A 16,715-nucleotide genomic window follows, 5' to 3' on the forward strand; every position below is an offset into this window, starting at 1 on the left:
AGGGTTAACCGCGTTTAAAGTAAGTTGAGCTTGACGGAGTAGATCATCGCATTCTGATAATCGTTGGGGGTGCCTAACTTATTGTCAGAGTAGCGATACTGAATGCCAGTGGTGATCAAGTCACTCGGATGCCACCATAGACTCAGTGCACCGTTGGTGCCTACACTGCCCGCTGTATCGCCCACGTAGTTCTGCTCCAGATACTCATCGTCGCGACCAAATGTCTGTTCGTGCCAGTTGGTGACGCTGAAGTTCTGGTTGAGCGCGGTGAAATCATAACCCGCGACCCAGCCTGCCATATAGCCGTTCATGCCGGTATAGCTGTTGCTTTGCACCCGCGCGGCGCCAATAAAGGGTTTAAACCATAGACCGTTATCAAAGGTGGTACGGTAGCCTAGACCCAGAATTTGATCCTGTTCGCGGCTGTTATAACCGTAATCGCGGAAGTCATACAGGTGAGCGTAAATCGACAGCGGACTATCGCCCAGGTAAATGTGCGAGGTTACTTTACCCGCGGTGCGGAAGTTGTCTTTGCCACTGCTAGGCTCATCGAACTGGTCGTTGGTGGGGTTCTCGAAATCAAAGAAGCCGTAAAATTCGCCCCAGCTAAAACCAGCGCCGCCTTCAATTTCGAGAAACATAAAGTCGCTTTTCGCGGCGTTAGATGCAGTGCGCGCTTCCGTGCCGTTCGACCAATCCAGATAGTTAACCGAAACGTTGGCGAATGACCAAATTGGATCAAGCGGTGAAGACAGAGCGTCATCTGCCATGAGTGGCGTAGTGAATACCGCCCCTAATACGCCAGCGCCAAGCGCAATAAGGGTGGACGTGCGAGAGGGGGTACGAACGTGAGTACGAGCAGTCATATAAGCCTCAACAGGGGTTGTCGCGTCGCCATTTGAGTGCGGCTAACCGGGGTTTTTGTCGTGCGGGCTGGTATTGATGTTAAAATTATAACATTTAGTGTTATTTTTATAACGTTGATTTGCAAGTGTTGTCACATCAACGCTATGCAAATGTGATAAGAGACTCGTTGCTGGCGGAGCATATAGTAAAAGCCATCACAACAGTGGCAATTCTGTCGCCGCTCGCTCAGCATGGAATTGAAAATCACAACAAAGAGGGGTTTGCTAGGGAGATGCCCACCATGAATGGTCGTAGCGCACTGCGCCTTGCCAAGCTTCAGGAAGCGCTTGCCAGCGGCGGTACTCTTCATCTGCGCGATGCTGCAGAGCTATGTGATGTCTCAGAAATGACCATCCGCCGTGATCTGACCACCCACCCCTCTGCTATCAGCCTGCTGGGCGGTCGTTTAGTCATGGCGAATTATCCAGGTGTAACGCCGGTTTACGATTTAACTGAGCAGCAGGCAAGCCACTACCAGGCAAAGTACCGGCTCTGCCAGCGTGCGCTAGCCTTTATCGAAGAGGGCGATACACTGTTTATTGACTGTGGCTCGACGCTGATTCCGTTACTTAGCCAGCTTAGTCATTTCCGCGAACTAACGGTGGTTACTTATGCGCTCAATGTTGCCAATGCCGTCGCCTCGCTACCGAACGTACGCTTAGTGCTATTGGGCGGACTGTTTTATGCTGCCTCGCAGTCATTCGGCAGCGATAATATGTCGGCGGCTATTGAGCGCTTAGGTATTAATAAAGCGCTAATTTCTGCCGCGGGAGTGGATTTTGAGCGCGGGGTTAGCTGTTTTCATTTTCACGAAGTGGCTCCTAAACAAGCCGCGATCGCCACAGCCATGCAACGACTGTTAGTGGTGGATGCCAGTAAGTTTGGCGTAGTGCGTCCTGCCTATTTTGCTGTGCTGGATGATTTTGATGTGGTGGTCACCGATGGGGAGGGGGCTCATAGCAGTCAATACCTTGGGTGCGGCAATGCGCCACTTTTTTCATGATCTCGATCAATAGAAAATACTTTGGTCTTAGCTGCTTAAGTCTTGAATGCTTGAGTCGGTGAGGCTCGTCGCCAATCCCCACACGGCGGCGCATATTTTTCCCGGAGCAATGACGCTCAGCGCTATAAAATAGCCTCCTGATGAGCGTGTTTTGGGAAAAGTATGGGGTGGTAGTTAGCCTGCTACGTAGCTGGATAGCGTAGCTGGCTAGTGCTTAAACAACCTCTAACGAGATCACACCATGCAACGACGCTCACTATGGCGCAGGCGAGGCACGCTAGTGCTCCTTGCGCTGTGTCTGTTTCTAGCAGGCTGTAGTTCAGCGCTGTTAGACCCGAAAGGCCAGGTTGGCGCCGAGCAGCGCACGCTGATTCTGACCTCCTTCGGCCTAATGTTAATCGTGGTTATTCCGGTCATTGCTATGACGTTGCTGTTTGGCTGGCGCTATCGGCGCAGCAATAGCGTGGCGAAATACCTCCCTGACTGGGCCCACTCCAACTGGATTGAAGCGGTAATTTGGATCGTGCCCTGCGCGATTATCGCTGTTCTTGCCCTGTTGACCTTCCAAACCTCCCATAGCCTTGATCCGCACAAGCCGCTGGAAAGCGATGTGGCGCCGATCGAAATACAGGCCGTGGCGCTGGATTGGAAATGGCTGTTTATCTACCCCGAGCAAGGCGTGGCCAGCGTTAACGAAGTGGCTTTCCCGGTGGATACTCCAGTGCGTTTTCGGGTTAGCTCCGGCTCGGTGATGAATGCCTTTTTCATTCCCCATCTTGGCAGCCAGATCTACGCCATGGCGGGTATGGATAACGATGTCCATCTGATTGCCGATGAAATGGGCAGCTACCCAGGTCGCTCTACCAACTACAGCGGCGCGGGCTTCTCGGGCATGACGTTTGAAGCCAAGGTGACCACCCCCGGCGAGTTTGATGCCTGGGTTGAAACCGTGCGCGATGCCTCCGAAACGCTGACCTACCCCGAAGGCTACGAAGCACTGGCTGAGCCCAGTGAATCGCACCCGGTGGAGTACTTCTCGGCTATTTCGCCAGCGCTGTACGAAAGTATTTTGAGCAGCTTCCACACGGGCGGTGATCACGATATGGGCGGCGATCATCAGTTAAGCAGCGACCATGCTGATTCTACCGATGGCGATAACGCCCATACCACCCACCAAGCGGCCGTATCAGGCCACGACACCAACAACCATGCTAGTCAGGATCATGCCATGCGCACGCATCCTTCTAGCGTTGAAGCGGGAGGTTAAGCCGTGTTTGGAAAACTCAGTTTAGAGTCAATTCCCTACCACGAACCGATCATTATGGTCGTCGCGGCCGTTATGGCCATGGGTGGGATCGCGCTGGTAGGCGCGTTAACGTATTACCGTAAATGGAGCTGGCTGTGGAGCGAGTGGTTTACCGGCTCTTCGACGTTGGGTGTGGAATTCGCCCCCTGAGCTGGGCCAGAATATGACCTCCACAGCGGCAGGAGGTATGACATGGACGGCACCCAGATTCTAACACTCGGCCTGGGCTTGGAAGCGCCCTGGATCCTCAAGAACCAGTACCTGGATACCGCCGTGTCGCCCCACCGCCTGAACCTCTATGTCGAGGCGGAGCGAGGCAGTTTCTATCCCTGCCCAGAATGTGGTAAGGCCTGCCAAGCTCATGACTTTGCCGACAAAACCTGGCGGCATCTGAACTTCTTTCAGCATCACTGTTACCTGCATGCTCGCGTGCCGCGCACGAAGTGTCCTGACCATGGCGTCAAGCGCATAGAGGTGCCCTGGGCCCGGCCGGGCAGCGACTTTACCCTGCTGTTCGAGCAAGCGGCCATGTCACTGGTCAAGGAGATGCCGGTACTGGCCGTCTCCCGCCAGTTGGAGATTTCCGACAAACGACTATGGCGCATCGTGCACCACTACGTTGGCCGCATGTTGGGGGAACTGGATCTGTCCAAGGTGGTGACGGTCGGCGTGGACGAAACCGCCTCCCGGCGCGGTCATCGCTATGTCACGGTGTTCCTCGACATGCAGCGCAAGCGGGAACCGGTTATCTTTGCCGTCCCAGGCTGCGGCAAGGATGCCATCCAGGCTTTCAGCGCCTTCCTGGCGGCCCATGGCGGCGACCCGAATAATGTGGTCGAGGTCGTCTGCGATATGTCGCCAGCCTTCCTTAGCGGCGTGACCGAGCACCTTCCCAAGGCCGAGGTAACGGTCGACTGGTTCCATATCGTACAGACCTTCACCAAGCGGCTGGACGAGGTACGCAAGAAAGAGCGCCGGGAGCAGGGGCACCCCAAGTCGCTGCGCTGGGCCCTGCTGAAGAACCTGGATAACAAGAACCTGACACCCAAACAGCTTTCGGCGCTCCAGGAGTTGGTGGCCGATCAGAGCGCCACGGCCGATGCCTGGGTGATCAAGGAGAAGCTACGCTGGATCCAGAAGGCTCCAACGCCCAGAGCGGCTCGGTGGCGCATCACGAACTACCTCAAGGTCATGCAGGCGGCGGTGTCTGAAAAGTCACTGCTGAAGCCGATGGGGAAAGCCCTGGCGACGCTTGAGCGGCACGCCGACGCGGTGGTCAGACGCTGGCTCTCGGGACTGACGAACGCAAGACTGGAAGGAATGAATGGTCTGTTCCAAGCGGCTCGGTCACGGGCACGTGGCTACCGGAACGAGGCCAACTTTATCGCCATGATCTACCTGATTGGCAGCCCGGTGGGCCGCCTATTCGATCAGGCCAAATCCACGTGAAGTGACGAAGAACCGGTTTACCTCTGTTGACCACAAAAAGCTCGGCATTATGTACTTTATTGTCGCCCTGGTCATGCTGCTACGTGGCTTTTCCGATGCGATTATGATGCGTACCCAACAGGCGATGGCTGCCGGGGGTGCCGCGGGCTATTTACCGCCCGAACACTATGATCAGATATTTACCGCCCACGGCGTGATCATGATCTTCTTTGTCGCTATGCCCATGGTCATCGGTTTGATGAACCTGGTGGTACCGCTGCAAATTGGCGCCCGCGATGTCGCTTTTCCTTTCCTCAATAACTTAAGCTTCTGGCTGTTTGCCGTGGCGGCGATATTGGTCAATATCTCGCTGGTGGTGGGGGAGTTCGCCAAAACCGGCTGGCTTGCCTATGCGCCCTTATCGGGGATCGAGTTTAGTCCCGGGGTGGGGGTCGATTACTGGATATGGGCGTTACAGATATCCGGAATAGGCACGACGCTCACCGGTATCAACTTCTTCGTGACCATTTTAAAGATGCGCACCAAAGGCATGACCATGTTCCGCATGCCGATCTTCACTTGGACATCGCTGTGCGCCAACGTGCTGATCATCGCCTCGTTCCCTATTTTGACCGCCACCATTGCGCTGCTGACGCTGGATCGTTACTTAGGCATGCACTTCTTCACCAATGATTTTGGCGGCAACATGATGATGTACGTCAACCTCATTTGGGCGTGGGGCCATCCGGAAGTTTATATCCTGATTCTGCCTGCCTTCGGTGTGTTCTCGGAAGTTATCTCGACGTTTGCCCGTAAGCGGTTGTTTGGGTACATGACCATGGTATGGGCGACCATCGCGATCACCTTGTTGTCGTTTGTTGTCTGGTTGCACCACTTCTTCACCATGGGAGCGGGCGCCAACGTCAACGCCTTCTTTGGCATCATGACGATGATCATCGCCATTCCTACCGGGGTGAAAGTCTTTAACTGGCTGTTCACCATTTACCGCGGAAGCCTGGAACTAACCTCGCCGGTACTCTGGACGTTAGGCTTTATCATCACCTTCACCCTCGGCGGTATGACCGGTGTCATGCTGGCCGTACCGGCGGCCAACTTTGTGCTGCATAACAGCCTGTTTGTTATTGCCCACTTCCATAACGTCATTATCGGCGGTGTGGTATTTGGCATGATGGCGGGTCTTACCTTCTGGTTCCCCAAAGCATTCGGTTTCAAGCTCGACGAGAAATGGGGCAAGCGCTCGTTCTGGTGCTGGTTTATCGGCTTCTACGTCGCCTTTATGCCGCTGTATGTGCTGGCCTTTTTTGGTGCCGTACGCCGCATGCAGTCTTACGCCAACCCTGACTGGCAGCCGTGGATGATCCTGGCCTGGGTGGGCGCGGTGATTATTATGCTGGGGATTGCCTGCACCATTATCCAGTTCTGGGTGAGTATCCGCGACCGTAAACAGAACGCGGATGTCACCGGTGACCCTTGGGATGGCCGTACCTTGGAGTGGTCAACCTCTTCACCTGCGCCGTTCTACAATTTCGCGCGCTTGCCGGAAGTAGGGGATATCGACAGCTTCTGGTCTCAGAAGCAGCGCAGTAATGAGGAGCTGGAGGAAGCGCCTTACACCGATATTCATATGCCGCGCAACACCGTGGCAGGCCCTGTCATCAGCCTGTTTGCGTTGGTGATCGGTTTTGCGTTGGTGTGGCATATCTGGTGGCTGGCAGGCGTAGGCGCCATCGGTGCCTTTGTCAGCTTTATGGCGCGGGTGTTTAACGACGATGTCGATTACTACGTACCCGCTGCTGAAGTTGAGCGCATCGAGCGCGCGCACCAGCAACGCGTTAAAAACTCCGACCCCTACAAACCGTCTGCTGAGGTTGAAGGACGCGAAGGTAAGCAGCAACACTACGTGGAGGTGAATGCGTAATGGCAACGGACACGCTACATCACGAAGGATCGGTCGTGCATCATGAGCATCACGATGCGGCGGGCACCAAACTGTTTGGTTTTTGGGTCTATTTAATGAGTGATTTGGTGATCTTCGGATCACTGTTCGCCACCTACGCCGTGTTGATGAAAGGCACGGCGGCAGGCCCAACGGCTGCCGATATCTTTGAACTCCCGTTTGTACTGGTCGAAACCTTTTTGCTGCTGTTCAGCAGTTTTACCTTTGGCATGGGCGTGCTGGCGATGAATGCCGAACGCCTGGGCCAGGTGAAAGCATGGCTGGCCATTACGTTCTTGCTGGGCGCGGCTTTTGTGGGCATGGAAATCTACGAATTCCAGCACTTGATTCATGAGGGATACGGGCCGGATAAGAGTGCCTTCCTATCGGCGTTTTTCACCCTGGTGGGTACCCATGGCCTGCACGTAACTTTTGGTTTGATCTGGATTTTGGTCATGCTGGTACAGCTCTCTACCAAAGGCTTGAACGATATGACCCGGCCGAGGATTTTGTGCCTAAGTCTGTTCTGGCACTTCCTCGATATTGTCTGGGTCTGTGTCTTCTCATTCGTCTATCTGATGGGAGTGCTGTGAGATGAGTCATTCTGCGTCTAGCCCCACAAATGCCCATGGCAGCGTAAAGTCTTATGTGACAGGACTAGTATTGTCGTTGATACTGACCATTATCCCCTTTGCGGTGGTAATGAGTGGCACGCTGAGCGTACTTGCGATTGTGATAGTGGTAGCCGTGACTGCTGTGTTGCAAATTCTGGTGCAACTAGTCATGTTCATGCATATGAATACCAAAGCCGACGAAGGCTGGAATGTGATGTCCTTCGTCTTCACACTGACGATACTCGTCTTAGTGGTAGGAGGCTCGCTGTGGATCATGCAGCATCTGCATCTCAACATGATGATCGGCTGATCACGGCACCTAGCCGTTGGCGGGATCTGCTTGAGCTAACCAAACCCGGTATTATCGGCGGAAACCTAATTGCCACGCTGGGCGGCTATTTTCTGGCCGCCCAGGGGCAGTTTGAGTGGCTTAGCCTTGTCTCTGTCATGCTGGGAATTGCGTTAATCATCGCCTCAGGCTGTGCGTGTAATAACGTTATAGACCGCGATATTGATGCATTGATGGCGCGTACGCGCCATCGCCCCCTGGTAAGAGGTAGCATTTCCATTACCCAGGCGCTGGGCGTGTCGGCGCTGCTGGGTGTCTCGGGGGTGGTGTGTCTGGCGCTGGGGACCAACGGGTTAACCGTTGCCTTGGCGGTCATTGGCTGGGGCGTGTATGTGGGTCTTTATAGCCTGTATATGAAGCGCCGCTCAGAGTACGGCACCTTGGTCGGCAGCCTTTCTGGTGCCATGCCGCCGGTGGTGGGCTACTGCGCAGTCACCGGGCAGTTCGACAGCGGTGCGATTATGCTGCTGGTGATTTTCTGCCTGTGGCAGATGCCGCACTCCTATGCCATTGCGATTTTTCGCTATGCGGATTATCAACGGGCATCGATTCCGGTGCTGCCGGTGGTGCGCGGGGTCAAAATGGCCAAGCACCATATTCTTGGCTACATCGTGGCGTTTATTCCTGCCTCTCTGGCGTTGGTGTTAGCAAGCCAAGCGGGTATGGGATATCTCTGTGTGGCGCTGGTAATGGGCGGCTACTGGCTCTATCTGGCGCTACGTGGCTACCGGTTAGATGACGATGTACGCTGGGCCAAAAAGGTGTTTGGCGTATCGATTCTGACCATTACTGCGATGAGCTTAGTGATGGTGCTGGAAGCGATGGTGCCGATGCTGGTGTAGTTCACGCCAGTTATCAGGCACTAGCTGTTTATTAACGCCCCGAGTGGCTCTCTACTCGGGGCGTTTTGCTACTGTTGGAAAGAAAAACACGATTAGATGAGAAGAAAAGCAGAATTGAATGAGAAAGTATTTAGACTTTAGTATAAAATGCTTCGGTGCAGAAAGCAGTGCATGGCTTTTGTTAGCCTGCTCTTTAAAGCCAGGTATAATTGACTGTTTTTAGCTGCTCCCATAGCTTTCACTACCTTAACGAGCCATTCCGTTCCTATGTCAGCGCCTTCTTTGCCTAAATTATTGCCGCGCCATTTAGCCATTCTATTAATGATGACGGTGGCCACCATGTTTGCCGCCAACCACGTTTCTGCGCGACTGGCGTTTGATAATGGTACTGGGCTGCTACTAGCGGTGTTAACCCGTTCAGGGATCGCTTGCTTAATTTTGCTCGCCCTGGTGGTTGTGCAGCGAAAACGCCTATGGCTGCCCGCTGGCTCCTGGCCGTGGCAACTCGCTGTAGGGCTGCTAATCGCGGTTCAAAGCGTCAGTCTTTACTCTGCCGTGGCAAGGTTACCGGTGGTGATTGCGCTGCTATTAGTCAACACCTTTCCCATACAGCTGGCGTTATTGAGCTGGGCGCTGGGTGGGCCACGGCCAACCCCGCGTAGCTGTTTGATTATGGGCACTATTTTAATCGGTTTGTTGGTGGTGCTGGATATCCCTTCATGGCTTGCTAGTGCCGATGGCATGGGGCCCGATTGGATCGCGGGTATTGGTTTTGGCTTAATCGCCGCCTTTGTATTTGCCTGCGCGCTGTGGATCACCGAGCACCGACTGGCCGGGGTAGGCAGCACATTGCGCAGCCTGCTGACCATGCAAACGGTGTTTATCGTCATGATTATCGGCGGCATCGCTGGTGTGGTTCCAGGCGGCATGAGTTTGCCCGACAACAGCGCAGGCTGGATAGGGCTGAGTCTGTTGGGGCTGCTCTACGGTTCGGCGTTTTCAACACTGTTTATCTTTGTTCCGCGCCTCGATATGGCGCGTAACGCACCGGTGATGAATATCGAGCCAGTCGCTTCCCTGGTATTGGGTTATTTTGTTTTAGGTCAAATGCTTAGCCCCGGGCAGTTAGTGGGTGGCGCGGTAGTGGTTGGCGGTATTATCGTGCTTAGCTTATCTAAAGGGTGGTAACTATTTGCGTTCTTCATGGGAATGGATCAAAATGCAGTGGCGTAAGGAAACACTGTTTTTTAACTGAGGAACAACCTATGAAGATGACCGTATTATCACTCACATCGGCGGCACTCCTGGTTGGCGCAGGTGCATTTGCAACGTCTGCACAAGCACAGCAAGCCTTCACCTACCCACAAGGATACGTTGGCGGTGATGCAATGTTCTGGAGCCTGGATCCAGACAGAGGATCTTCCCGCGACGACGTAGGCCTACGCTTACGTGGCGGCGCCCAATTTAACGACTACTTTGCGCTTGAAGGACATTTAGGCACGGGTGGATCGGACGGAGGCGCTGAGTTGGATTATTTAGCCGGTGCTTATGCCAAAGGTATTATCCCTATAGCCCCTGAAGTCCGGTTATATGGCTTAGCGGGCTTTACGGAAGTTGAGTTCAACAGCGACCGCGAAAGCGACTTCTCCTACGGCGCAGGCGCTGAAATGGATGTAGCCCAGAACTTATCGCTAGGCGCGGATTACATGCGTTACCTGGATAAATCTGCCTACGCCTTCGATGCGGCCAGCGTTGGCTTGCGCTACCGGTTTTAATGCTTAGCTAAATTTCTTGTTTATCAAAGCCCCCATGGCTCTTAGCCATGGGGGCTTTTTATATGCCATCTTGATGGCTAGCACGAAGCCACTAGTTATAACATAATTGTTAGCTTGCTAATTAATTGCTAGACTAACGTCTATTAAACCATCGTTTACGTAATGTGCGCCCGTTGAGATGGCGATCGCCAGGTTATCTGCCTGGTGGCTAACAAGTGAGCTCTGCATGACCCCCGATCAAACATTCGCCCGCTGGGTGAAGGTGGCTATTGCTGCCTTTGTACTGCTGTTTATCTATTTTCTGATAGCCGATAGCTTCATGCCCATGACCCCCGAGGCCAGGGTGATGCGACCGGTGACACGCATAGCGCCTGAGCTCAGTGGCCCAGTGAGGGCCAAAATGGTGAGTGATCACCAACACGTTGCCAAAGGCGATGTGCTGTTTGAGATAGACCCGGCGCCTTTTCAGTTAGCCGTTGATCAAGCGCAGCTGAACCGCGAGCAGGCGGAGCGTGAGAACGCGCGCTTAGAAGCAGAGCTGACCTCGGCGCAAGCCGAACTGGCTTCTGCGCAAGCCACGGCGGCCGAGCGGCAGGGCGAGCTGCGCCGGGCGGAAAAGCTGATGGCGCGGCAGAGTGTCTCCCGCCAGCAGTACGATCAGCAGGTGGCCGCAGCGCGCACCGCTCAGGCCAGTGTGGCGGCAGCGAGGGCTAAAGTCGTTAGTCTAGAAGTACAGCTGGGCGATTCTGGTGGGACGAATCTGCGTTTGCGTCAAGCTGATAACGCGCTCTCCCAGACGCAGCTGGATCTCGCTCGCACCCAGGTGCGTGCCGCTCAGGCGGGGAGTGTCACTAACCTGCAGTTGAACGTGGGCGACTACGTGCAAGCGGGCCAACCTGCCATCGCGGTAGTAGCGAATGAGATAGATATCATCGCTGATTTTCGTGAAAAGAGCCTGCGCCATGTCGCCCCAGGCGATGCCGCACGGGTGGTGTTTGATGCTTGGCCGGGCGAGGTGTTTGATGCACAGGTGCTGGCTATGGACGCCGGTATTCGCGAAGGCCAACTGGCGGCTGATGGCCAACTGGCTGATATCCCCACCACCGACCGTTGGGTGCGCGATGCCCAACGCATGCGCGTACATCTAGCGCTTACGCAGCCAATCGCCAATGCGCTTGCTAGCGGCGCACGCGCCACGGTTCAGCTTCAGCCCGGCGATGCGGCATTGGCGAAGCCTTTTGTATGGCTGCAGGCGCATCTGATTAGCTGGCTGCATTATGTTTATTAAGTGCATGTTTATTAAACAGCTCCCAGGCCAGTGGGGGAAACGCGATAACGCAGATGACCAGCGCGTTACTCGCCCAGGGTTAACCCAGAATGGTTTGCGCCAGTGCCTGCGGGTCGCCGGGGGCGGCGCGCTGGGGTTTGTGGTCAGCCAACTGATGGGGTGGAATTACGGGGTGTTCTTTACCGTCTTTCCAATGTTCTTACTGGGCATGGTGCCGATTCTTAACGGCAGCATTATTCGCCAGTTTTTAACCAACGTATCGCTTAACGTTGTTGAAGTAAGCCTGGTGGTTGGTTTGCTCAAACATATGCCGGTGGTGATGACGCTGGTAGTGCTGGCGATGTTTATGTTTCGTTTTAATCTGATGGCGAAAGGCTCGCTGTTTTTATTTGCTGCCAACGGCGTACTGACTTTAAGTATTCTGCTTCACTTTGCCAGCTACCCGAATGTGGACTTGAGCGATCTGCTGGCCTGCAATCTTGTCGCCAGTGGTTTGGCGGTGTTTATTGCCATGCTAATGCATACGCTGTTTCCCGATATTGAGGCGCGCAAGACACCACCCAAAAGTACCAAGCCGCCATCGCAGATTCGTTACGAAACCTTAATTGGCAGCATAACCGCGACGCTCTCTTTCGTGGTGTTTCAGGTGTGTGACCTGCAAGGCTCGCTTTCCGCTCAGATGGGGACCATCTTGGTGCTGTTTGCGCTGGGTTATTCCGGCGCGAAAGTATCAGCAGGCAAGCGGGCTGTAGGAACGCTGCTAGGCTGCAACATGGCGCTCGCCATGCAGCTATTGTTATATACTCAAAGCCATCATTTTCTGCTGGTTATTTTGCTCTACTGGCTAGGGCTGATGCTATTTGCAAGAGTGCATATTTATGAGGGCGGCGGTTCAGGCATTGGTTTTGGTGGGCTAACGACGCTGGGGATTCTGTTCGGTCAGTCGCTAGGCCCGCAGCAAGACTTGGTTTACAGCGCACTCTACCGATTCTCATCGATGAGTGTGGCACTGATCCTCACCGTCTTAGTGATGGCCTGCCTGCACTTTTTACTGAATCGCTGGCCGCCAACGCGCCTGTCAGGATGACGGCTGCTCACAAGACGGTGGCCACCATCGCCACTGTTATAAGCCCATGGGTGGCTGGCGCTTGAGGTTTCCTAACCCTCAAGCGCCACGTTTAAGAGCGGGCTGTTTATTAGGTGTTCTGTTTATACCTCCTGATATAGCTCGCTGCCTTTCTGTCGAAACTTCTCTGCCTGTTCTTCCATGCCTTTCATGATGGCTTCCTGATCGCCGTCTAAACCGTGTTCGGCAGCGTACTCGCGCACTTCGTGGCTAATCTTCATGGAGCAGAACTTCGGCCCGCACATGGAGCAGAAGTGGGCTACCTTGGCGGAGTCCTTGGGCAGGGTTTCGTCGTGGTATTCGCGGGCGGTGTCCGGGTCTAGGCCCAGGTTGAACTGGTCTTCCCAGCGGAACTCGAAGCGTGCCTTGGAAAGCGCATTATCACGCCGCTGTGCCGCCGGGTGGCCCTTGGCTAAATCCGCTGCGTGGGCGGCAATTTTGTAAGTAATGATGCCGGTTTTAACGTCGTCTTTATTGGGTAGCCCCAAATGCTCCTTGGGCGTCACGTAGCAGAGCATCGCGCAGCCAAACCAGCCGATCATCGCCGCCCCAATGCCGGAGGTAATGTGGTCGTAGCCGGGGGCGATATCTGTGACCAACGGGCCGAGGGTGTAGAAGGGCGCTTCATCGCAGTACTCTAACTGCTTATCCATGTTCTCTTTCACCAGGTGCATGGGCACATGGCCGGGGCCTTCTATCATCACCTGCACATCGTGCTTCCAGGCGATATGGGTCAGCTCGCCGAGGGTTTTTAGCTCTGCCATTTGCGCTTCGTCGTTGGCATCCGCCACTGAGCCGGGGCGCAGACCATCGCCGAGCGAGAACGCCACATCGTACTGCTTGCAGATCCCGCAGATCTCTTCGAAGTGGGTGTACAGGAAGCTCTCCTGGTGATGGTACAAACACCACTTGGCCATAATCGAACCGCCGCGGCTGACGATGCCGGTGACCCGCTTGGCGGTGAGCGGCACATAGCGCAGCAGCACGCCGGCGTGAATGGTGAAGTAGTCCACGCCCTGTTCGGCCTGCTCGATCAGCGTGTCGCGAAAGACTTCCCAGGTGAGGTCTTCGGCCACACCGTTGACCTTCTCCAGCGCCTGATAGATAGGCACCGTGCCAATCGGCACCGGTGAGTTGCGCAAAATCCACTCGCGGGTTTCGTGGATGTTCTGCCCGGTGGAGAGATCCATAATGGTGTCCGCGCCCCAGCGGATGCCCCAGGTCATCTTATCGACCTCTTCTTCAATAGAAGAAGTGACCGCCGAGTTACCCAGGTTGCCGTTGATCTTGACCAGGAAGTTACGGCCAATAATCATCGGCTCGCTTTCCGGGTGGTTGATGTTATTGGGAATAATCGCCCGGCCACGGGCCACCTCGGAACGCACAAATTCCGGCGTTATCTCCTCCGGCAAGCTGGCGCCAAAGCTCTGACCTGCGTGCTGGTGGCCGAGAATACGCTCTACTTCCGCCGTTCCCAGCGCTTGGCGGCGCTGGTTTTCGCGTAGGGCAATAAACTCCATTTCCGGGGTGATAATGCCTTGGCGAGCGTAGTACAGCTGGGTAACGTTTTTGCCCGCTTTAGCACGCCGTGGCGTGCGGGTTAAATCAAAGCGCAACTGGGCAAGCATCGGGTCGTTGGCGCGGCGATTGCCGTAATCCGACGTGGGGCCTGACAAGAACTCAGTGTCGTCACGCTCTTCAATCCAGGCTCGGCGTAGTTCCGGCAGGCCGCGGCGCAGGTCATTGTTAGCGGCGGGGTCGCTGTAGGGGCCTGAGGTGTCGTACACCAGCAGCGGCGGGTTCTCTTCATCAATGCCGGTCGTTTTGGTCGGCGATAGAGCAATTTCCCGGAACGGCACGCGAATATCCGGTCGCGAACCTTCGACATACACTTTACGCGAGCCGGGAAGCGGCGCAATGGCGGCGGCATCGACCTGGGCGGTTTCGGCTAAAAAATGACTGGTTTTGCTCATCTCGGTCTCCTTCGATTGTGATTGTGGGTACGGCTTAGTGGATCAGGTCGGCGTCTATCAGCGCTAAGCCCATCTGCCAGAAGTCGATTTCTAGGCGGGTGGCATCGCGGAAGATCTTGCTCAGCTCGGCAAAGCGGGCGGGGGTTACATCGGCAAGGCGGGCATTTAGCCATTCAAGCTCTGCGTGCATGGCGGCCTGAAACTCGTCGCCTTCGTACATGGCAATCCAGGCGTCATAGGGGGTTTGCGCACCGCGGACGGTAGAGGGCTGGGCGTTCAGCCAGTTGGCGATTTCGCCATAGCCCACTAGGCAGGGGGCCAGCGCCACGTGTAGGTCGAGCAGATCGCCGCGGTTGCCGGTATCCAATACATAGCGGGTGTAAGCCAAGGTGGCCCTGGCTTCGGGAAGCTCCGCCAGTTCTTGCTCGGAAATCCCCCACTCCTGGCAAAAGCCCACGTGCAGGCCCAACTCCACATCCACAATGGCTTTTAAGCCTTCGTGGGCTTGGCGAAGATCAGCAAGGGTGGGGCTTTTATAAGCAGCCAGCGCATAGGCACGGGCGAAGTGGATTAGAAATAGGTAATCCTGCTTTAAGTAGTGGCGAAACGACGCCTCAGGCAGCGTGGCATTGCCCAACTGACGCACAAAATCGTGCTCAATATAGGCGCGCCAATCTTCATGGCAGGCGGTGGTGAGATCGGTAAAGCGGTAGCCCATGATGTCTCCGGTGGTAATGATCCGGAGGGCGGGCGAAAAAGATCGAGGAAATGGCGCGGAAAGGTGGCGTGCGATCGTGAGAGAGAGCTAGCCATGGCCATCGCTTGATCCCTACGCCGGTACCCGCGCTGCATATCATATAGCAGCGCATTAGCCGGATCAGGTTCAGCGGGACCAGCGCTTGGCAGCAAAAAATGCTCACCCTGCGCCATCTCAGCCGGATTTCACCGGCACCCCGTCAAGCTGTTCGTTGGTGGAGTTTAAGAGGCGAATGGGGGAGATGCAAGGGGGCCTGATTAGAGATAGCAAAGTGCGCAGAACACGAGTTTTGGATATGCTGCCAATTGCCCATCCTGCCGAGGGATAAATGATTCATCCCCTGATCTACACGTAATAAAGTGCGGTGGTATTGTCGATTTTGACTAGTGACGAACGACTACTCTATACAAGCTGCGTTATTCCGGTGTCGAGGCTTGGAACAACGCTAACCTAAGCGAGGAGGTTCGTCATGAGCCAGATTGAATCACCGAAAGCCGTGTCCAGAGGGGAGTGGATCCTGGCACGTAAAGCCCACTTGAAGAATGAGAAGGCGCTTACCCGTATGCGTGACTTGGTCGCCCGGGAGCGGCGCGCGCTGCCATGGGTGAAGGTAGAGAAGGACTATGCCTTCGACACACCAGAAGGGAAGAGGACGCTTGCCGAGCTATTCGGCACAAACAGCCAGTTGGTCGTTCATCACTTCATGTTCGGCCCGGACTGGGATGCGGGTTGCCCGAGCTGCTCGTTGGAGGCGGATCATGCCGAGGGCGCTATCGCCCACCTCGCCAATCACGACGTCAGCTACGTTCGCGTGTCCCGCGCCCCGCTGGCAAAGCTAGAAGCCTATCGAAGGCGTATGGGCTGGGCAGCCCGCTGGGTGTCCTCTCAGGGCAGCGATTTCAATTTTGACTTTCAGGTCTCTTTCGCCCAGGAGGGCCTTGAGGCTGGCCGACTCTACTACAATTATCAAACCATCGAGGATCCGAAATACTTCAGCGAAGAGCTGCCCGGACTGAGTGTTTTCTACAAGGATGAAAGTGGGGCTGTGTTCCACACCTACTCTAGCTACGCCCGCGGCAATGAGGAAGTCATTGGCGCCTTCGTTTATCTCGACATCACGCCTAAGGGCCGCAATGAGAAAGAAATCATGGACTGGGTTCGGCGTCACGATGAGTACGACGCGAGCCCGGTAGGCACGGATTGTCACCCTGGTTGATTGTGGCCTTTGCATTTACTCGGCTCAAAAGCCGACCACAGCAAAGATGCACAACTATCAGTTTCAGCGGACTTTGTGCTTGTAGCGCGCCGCCGCTGAATTGAGGCGTTGAGCACCAAAGATTGGGCACTGATGTCGAATCTGTCGTTCCTTGTTCGACTACAAGGTGCCCACT

The 16,715-nt window shown here is 55.1% G+C and carries 15 protein-coding genes, 1 pseudogene and 1 riboswitch; of the genes and pseudogenes, 13 read left to right on the plus strand and 3 right to left on the minus strand.

Annotation, left to right across the window (positions count from 1 at the left end; all coding sequences use genetic code 11):
- Positions 1–14 precede the first annotated feature (14 nt).
- The gene (locus ACQE2I_RS04430) at positions 15–866 is read right to left on the minus strand and encodes an outer membrane protein OmpK (protein ID WP_427030251.1); all 852 of its coding nucleotides are present in this window, start codon (positions 864–866) and stop codon (positions 15–17) included.
- Between the two features lie 281 nt (positions 867–1,147).
- On the opposite strand from ACQE2I_RS04430, the gene ACQE2I_RS04435 reads away from it, so the two are divergent.
- The 12 genes and pseudogenes from ACQE2I_RS04435 (at position 1,148) to ACQE2I_RS04490 (ending at position 12,555) form a co-directional block, all read left to right on the plus strand.
- Positions 1,148–1,909: a DeoR/GlpR family DNA-binding transcription regulator gene (locus ACQE2I_RS04435; RefSeq protein WP_427030252.1), complete on the plus strand. Its 762-nt coding sequence runs from the start codon at positions 1,148–1,150 to the stop codon at positions 1,907–1,909.
- A 241-nt stretch (positions 1,910–2,150) separates the two neighbouring features.
- Entirely contained in the window at positions 2,151–3,176 is a 1,026-nt protein-coding gene (cyoA, locus tag ACQE2I_RS04440; RefSeq protein WP_427030253.1) for a ubiquinol oxidase subunit II, read from the plus strand.
- Positions 3,177–3,179: 3 nt separating this feature from the next.
- Positions 3,180–3,365 (plus strand): hypothetical protein, encoded by a 186-nt coding sequence (locus ACQE2I_RS04445; RefSeq protein WP_427031510.1) that lies wholly within the window; start codon positions 3,180–3,182, stop codon positions 3,363–3,365.
- 42 nt (positions 3,366–3,407) lie between these two features.
- Positions 3,408–4,664, plus strand: coding sequence for an ISL3 family transposase (locus ACQE2I_RS04450; RefSeq protein ID WP_427029281.1), 1,257 nt, complete (start codon positions 3,408–3,410; stop codon positions 4,662–4,664).
- Between the two features lie 16 nt (positions 4,665–4,680).
- Positions 4,681–6,582, plus strand: a pseudogene (gene cyoB, locus ACQE2I_RS04455) (cytochrome o ubiquinol oxidase subunit I); the annotation flags it as partial.
- Entirely contained in the window at positions 6,582–7,193 is a 612-nt protein-coding gene (gene cyoC, locus ACQE2I_RS04460) for a cytochrome o ubiquinol oxidase subunit III (protein WP_427030254.1), read from the plus strand. The pseudogene cyoB and the gene cyoC, both read left to right, overlap by 1 nt.
- A 1-nt stretch (position 7,194) precedes the next feature.
- Entirely contained in the window at positions 7,195–7,524 is a 330-nt protein-coding gene (gene cyoD, locus ACQE2I_RS04465; RefSeq protein ID WP_427030255.1) for a cytochrome o ubiquinol oxidase subunit IV, read from the plus strand.
- The gene (gene cyoE / locus ACQE2I_RS04470) at positions 7,482–8,405 is read left to right on the plus strand and encodes a heme o synthase (protein WP_427030256.1); all 924 of its coding nucleotides are present in this window, start codon (positions 7,482–7,484) and stop codon (positions 8,403–8,405) included. Before cyoD ends, cyoE begins: the two co-directional genes overlap by 43 nt.
- Positions 8,406–8,672: 267 nt before the next feature.
- Positions 8,673–9,593 carry an EamA family transporter gene (locus tag ACQE2I_RS04475; protein WP_427030258.1) on the plus strand — a complete coding sequence of 307 codons (921 nt, stop codon included), beginning with the start codon at positions 8,673–8,675 and terminating at the stop codon, positions 9,591–9,593.
- Between the two features lie 77 nt (positions 9,594–9,670).
- Complete coding sequence (locus ACQE2I_RS04480; RefSeq protein ID WP_427030259.1) at positions 9,671–10,180, plus strand: porin family protein; 510 nt, start codon at positions 9,671–9,673, stop codon at positions 10,178–10,180.
- 226 nt (positions 10,181–10,406) lie between these two features.
- A complete protein-coding gene (locus ACQE2I_RS04485; RefSeq protein WP_427030260.1) occupies positions 10,407–11,468 on the plus strand; it encodes an HlyD family secretion protein in 1,062 nt (353 codons plus the stop codon).
- Entirely contained in the window at positions 11,458–12,555 is a 1,098-nt protein-coding gene (locus ACQE2I_RS04490) for a DUF2955 domain-containing protein (protein WP_427030262.1), read from the plus strand. The genes ACQE2I_RS04485 and ACQE2I_RS04490 overlap by 11 nt, the downstream gene beginning before the upstream one ends.
- A 122-nt stretch (positions 12,556–12,677) precedes the next feature.
- On the opposite strand, the gene thiC is transcribed toward ACQE2I_RS04490, so the two are convergent.
- Both thiC and tenA read right to left on the minus strand, forming a co-directional pair.
- Positions 12,678–14,567, minus strand: a complete 1,890-nt coding sequence (gene thiC / locus ACQE2I_RS04495) for a phosphomethylpyrimidine synthase ThiC (protein WP_427030264.1) — start codon at positions 14,565–14,567, stop codon at positions 12,678–12,680.
- A 34-nt stretch (positions 14,568–14,601) separates the two neighbouring features.
- The gene (gene tenA / locus ACQE2I_RS04500; protein ID WP_427030265.1) at positions 14,602–15,285 is read right to left on the minus strand and encodes a thiaminase II; all 684 of its coding nucleotides are present in this window, start codon (positions 15,283–15,285) and stop codon (positions 14,602–14,604) included.
- A 91-nt stretch (positions 15,286–15,376) separates the two neighbouring features.
- Positions 15,377–15,533: riboswitch (TPP riboswitch) on the minus strand.
- A gap of 260 nt (positions 15,534–15,793) precedes the next feature.
- Here tenA and ACQE2I_RS04505 point away from each other — a divergent pair.
- A complete protein-coding gene (locus ACQE2I_RS04505) occupies positions 15,794–16,540 on the plus strand; it encodes a DUF899 domain-containing protein (protein WP_427030267.1) in 747 nt (248 codons plus the stop codon).
- Positions 16,541–16,715 lie beyond the last annotated feature (175 nt).

It is taken from the genome of Halomonas sp. H2 (assembly GCF_050215315.1).
In the GTDB taxonomy this organism is placed as follows: domain Bacteria; phylum Pseudomonadota; class Gammaproteobacteria; order Pseudomonadales; family Halomonadaceae; genus Vreelandella.

Excerpts from the sequence above, each read along its gene's own strand:
- ACQE2I_RS04430 (WP_427030251.1), bottom strand. The coding sequence starts at position 866 with ATGACTGCTCGTACTCACGTTCGTACCCCCTCTCGCACGTCCACCCTT.
- ACQE2I_RS04435 (WP_427030252.1), top strand. The coding sequence starts at position 1,148 with ATGAATGGTCGTAGCGCACTGCGCCTTGCCAAGCTTCAGGAAGCGCTT.
- cyoA (WP_427030253.1), top strand. The coding sequence starts at position 2,151 with ATGCAACGACGCTCACTATGGCGCAGGCGAGGCACGCTAGTGCTCCTT.
- ACQE2I_RS04450 (WP_427029281.1), top strand. The coding sequence starts at position 3,408 with ATGGACGGCACCCAGATTCTAACACTCGGCCTGGGCTTGGAAGCGCCC.
- cyoC (WP_427030254.1), top strand. The coding sequence starts at position 6,582 with ATGGCAACGGACACGCTACATCACGAAGGATCGGTCGTGCATCATGAG.
- cyoD (WP_427030255.1), top strand. The coding sequence starts at position 7,195 with ATGAGTCATTCTGCGTCTAGCCCCACAAATGCCCATGGCAGCGTAAAG.
- ACQE2I_RS04475 (WP_427030258.1), top strand. The coding sequence starts at position 8,673 with ATGTCAGCGCCTTCTTTGCCTAAATTATTGCCGCGCCATTTAGCCATT.
- ACQE2I_RS04480 (WP_427030259.1), top strand. The coding sequence starts at position 9,671 with ATGAAGATGACCGTATTATCACTCACATCGGCGGCACTCCTGGTTGGC.
- ACQE2I_RS04485 (WP_427030260.1), top strand. The coding sequence starts at position 10,407 with ATGACCCCCGATCAAACATTCGCCCGCTGGGTGAAGGTGGCTATTGCT.
- ACQE2I_RS04490 (WP_427030262.1), top strand. The coding sequence starts at position 11,458 with ATGTTTATTAAGTGCATGTTTATTAAACAGCTCCCAGGCCAGTGGGGG.
- thiC (WP_427030264.1), bottom strand. The coding sequence starts at position 14,567 with ATGAGCAAAACCAGTCATTTTTTAGCCGAAACCGCCCAGGTCGATGCC.
- tenA (WP_427030265.1), bottom strand. The coding sequence starts at position 15,285 with ATGGGCTACCGCTTTACCGATCTCACCACCGCCTGCCATGAAGATTGG.
- ACQE2I_RS04505 (WP_427030267.1), top strand. The coding sequence starts at position 15,794 with ATGAGCCAGATTGAATCACCGAAAGCCGTGTCCAGAGGGGAGTGGATC.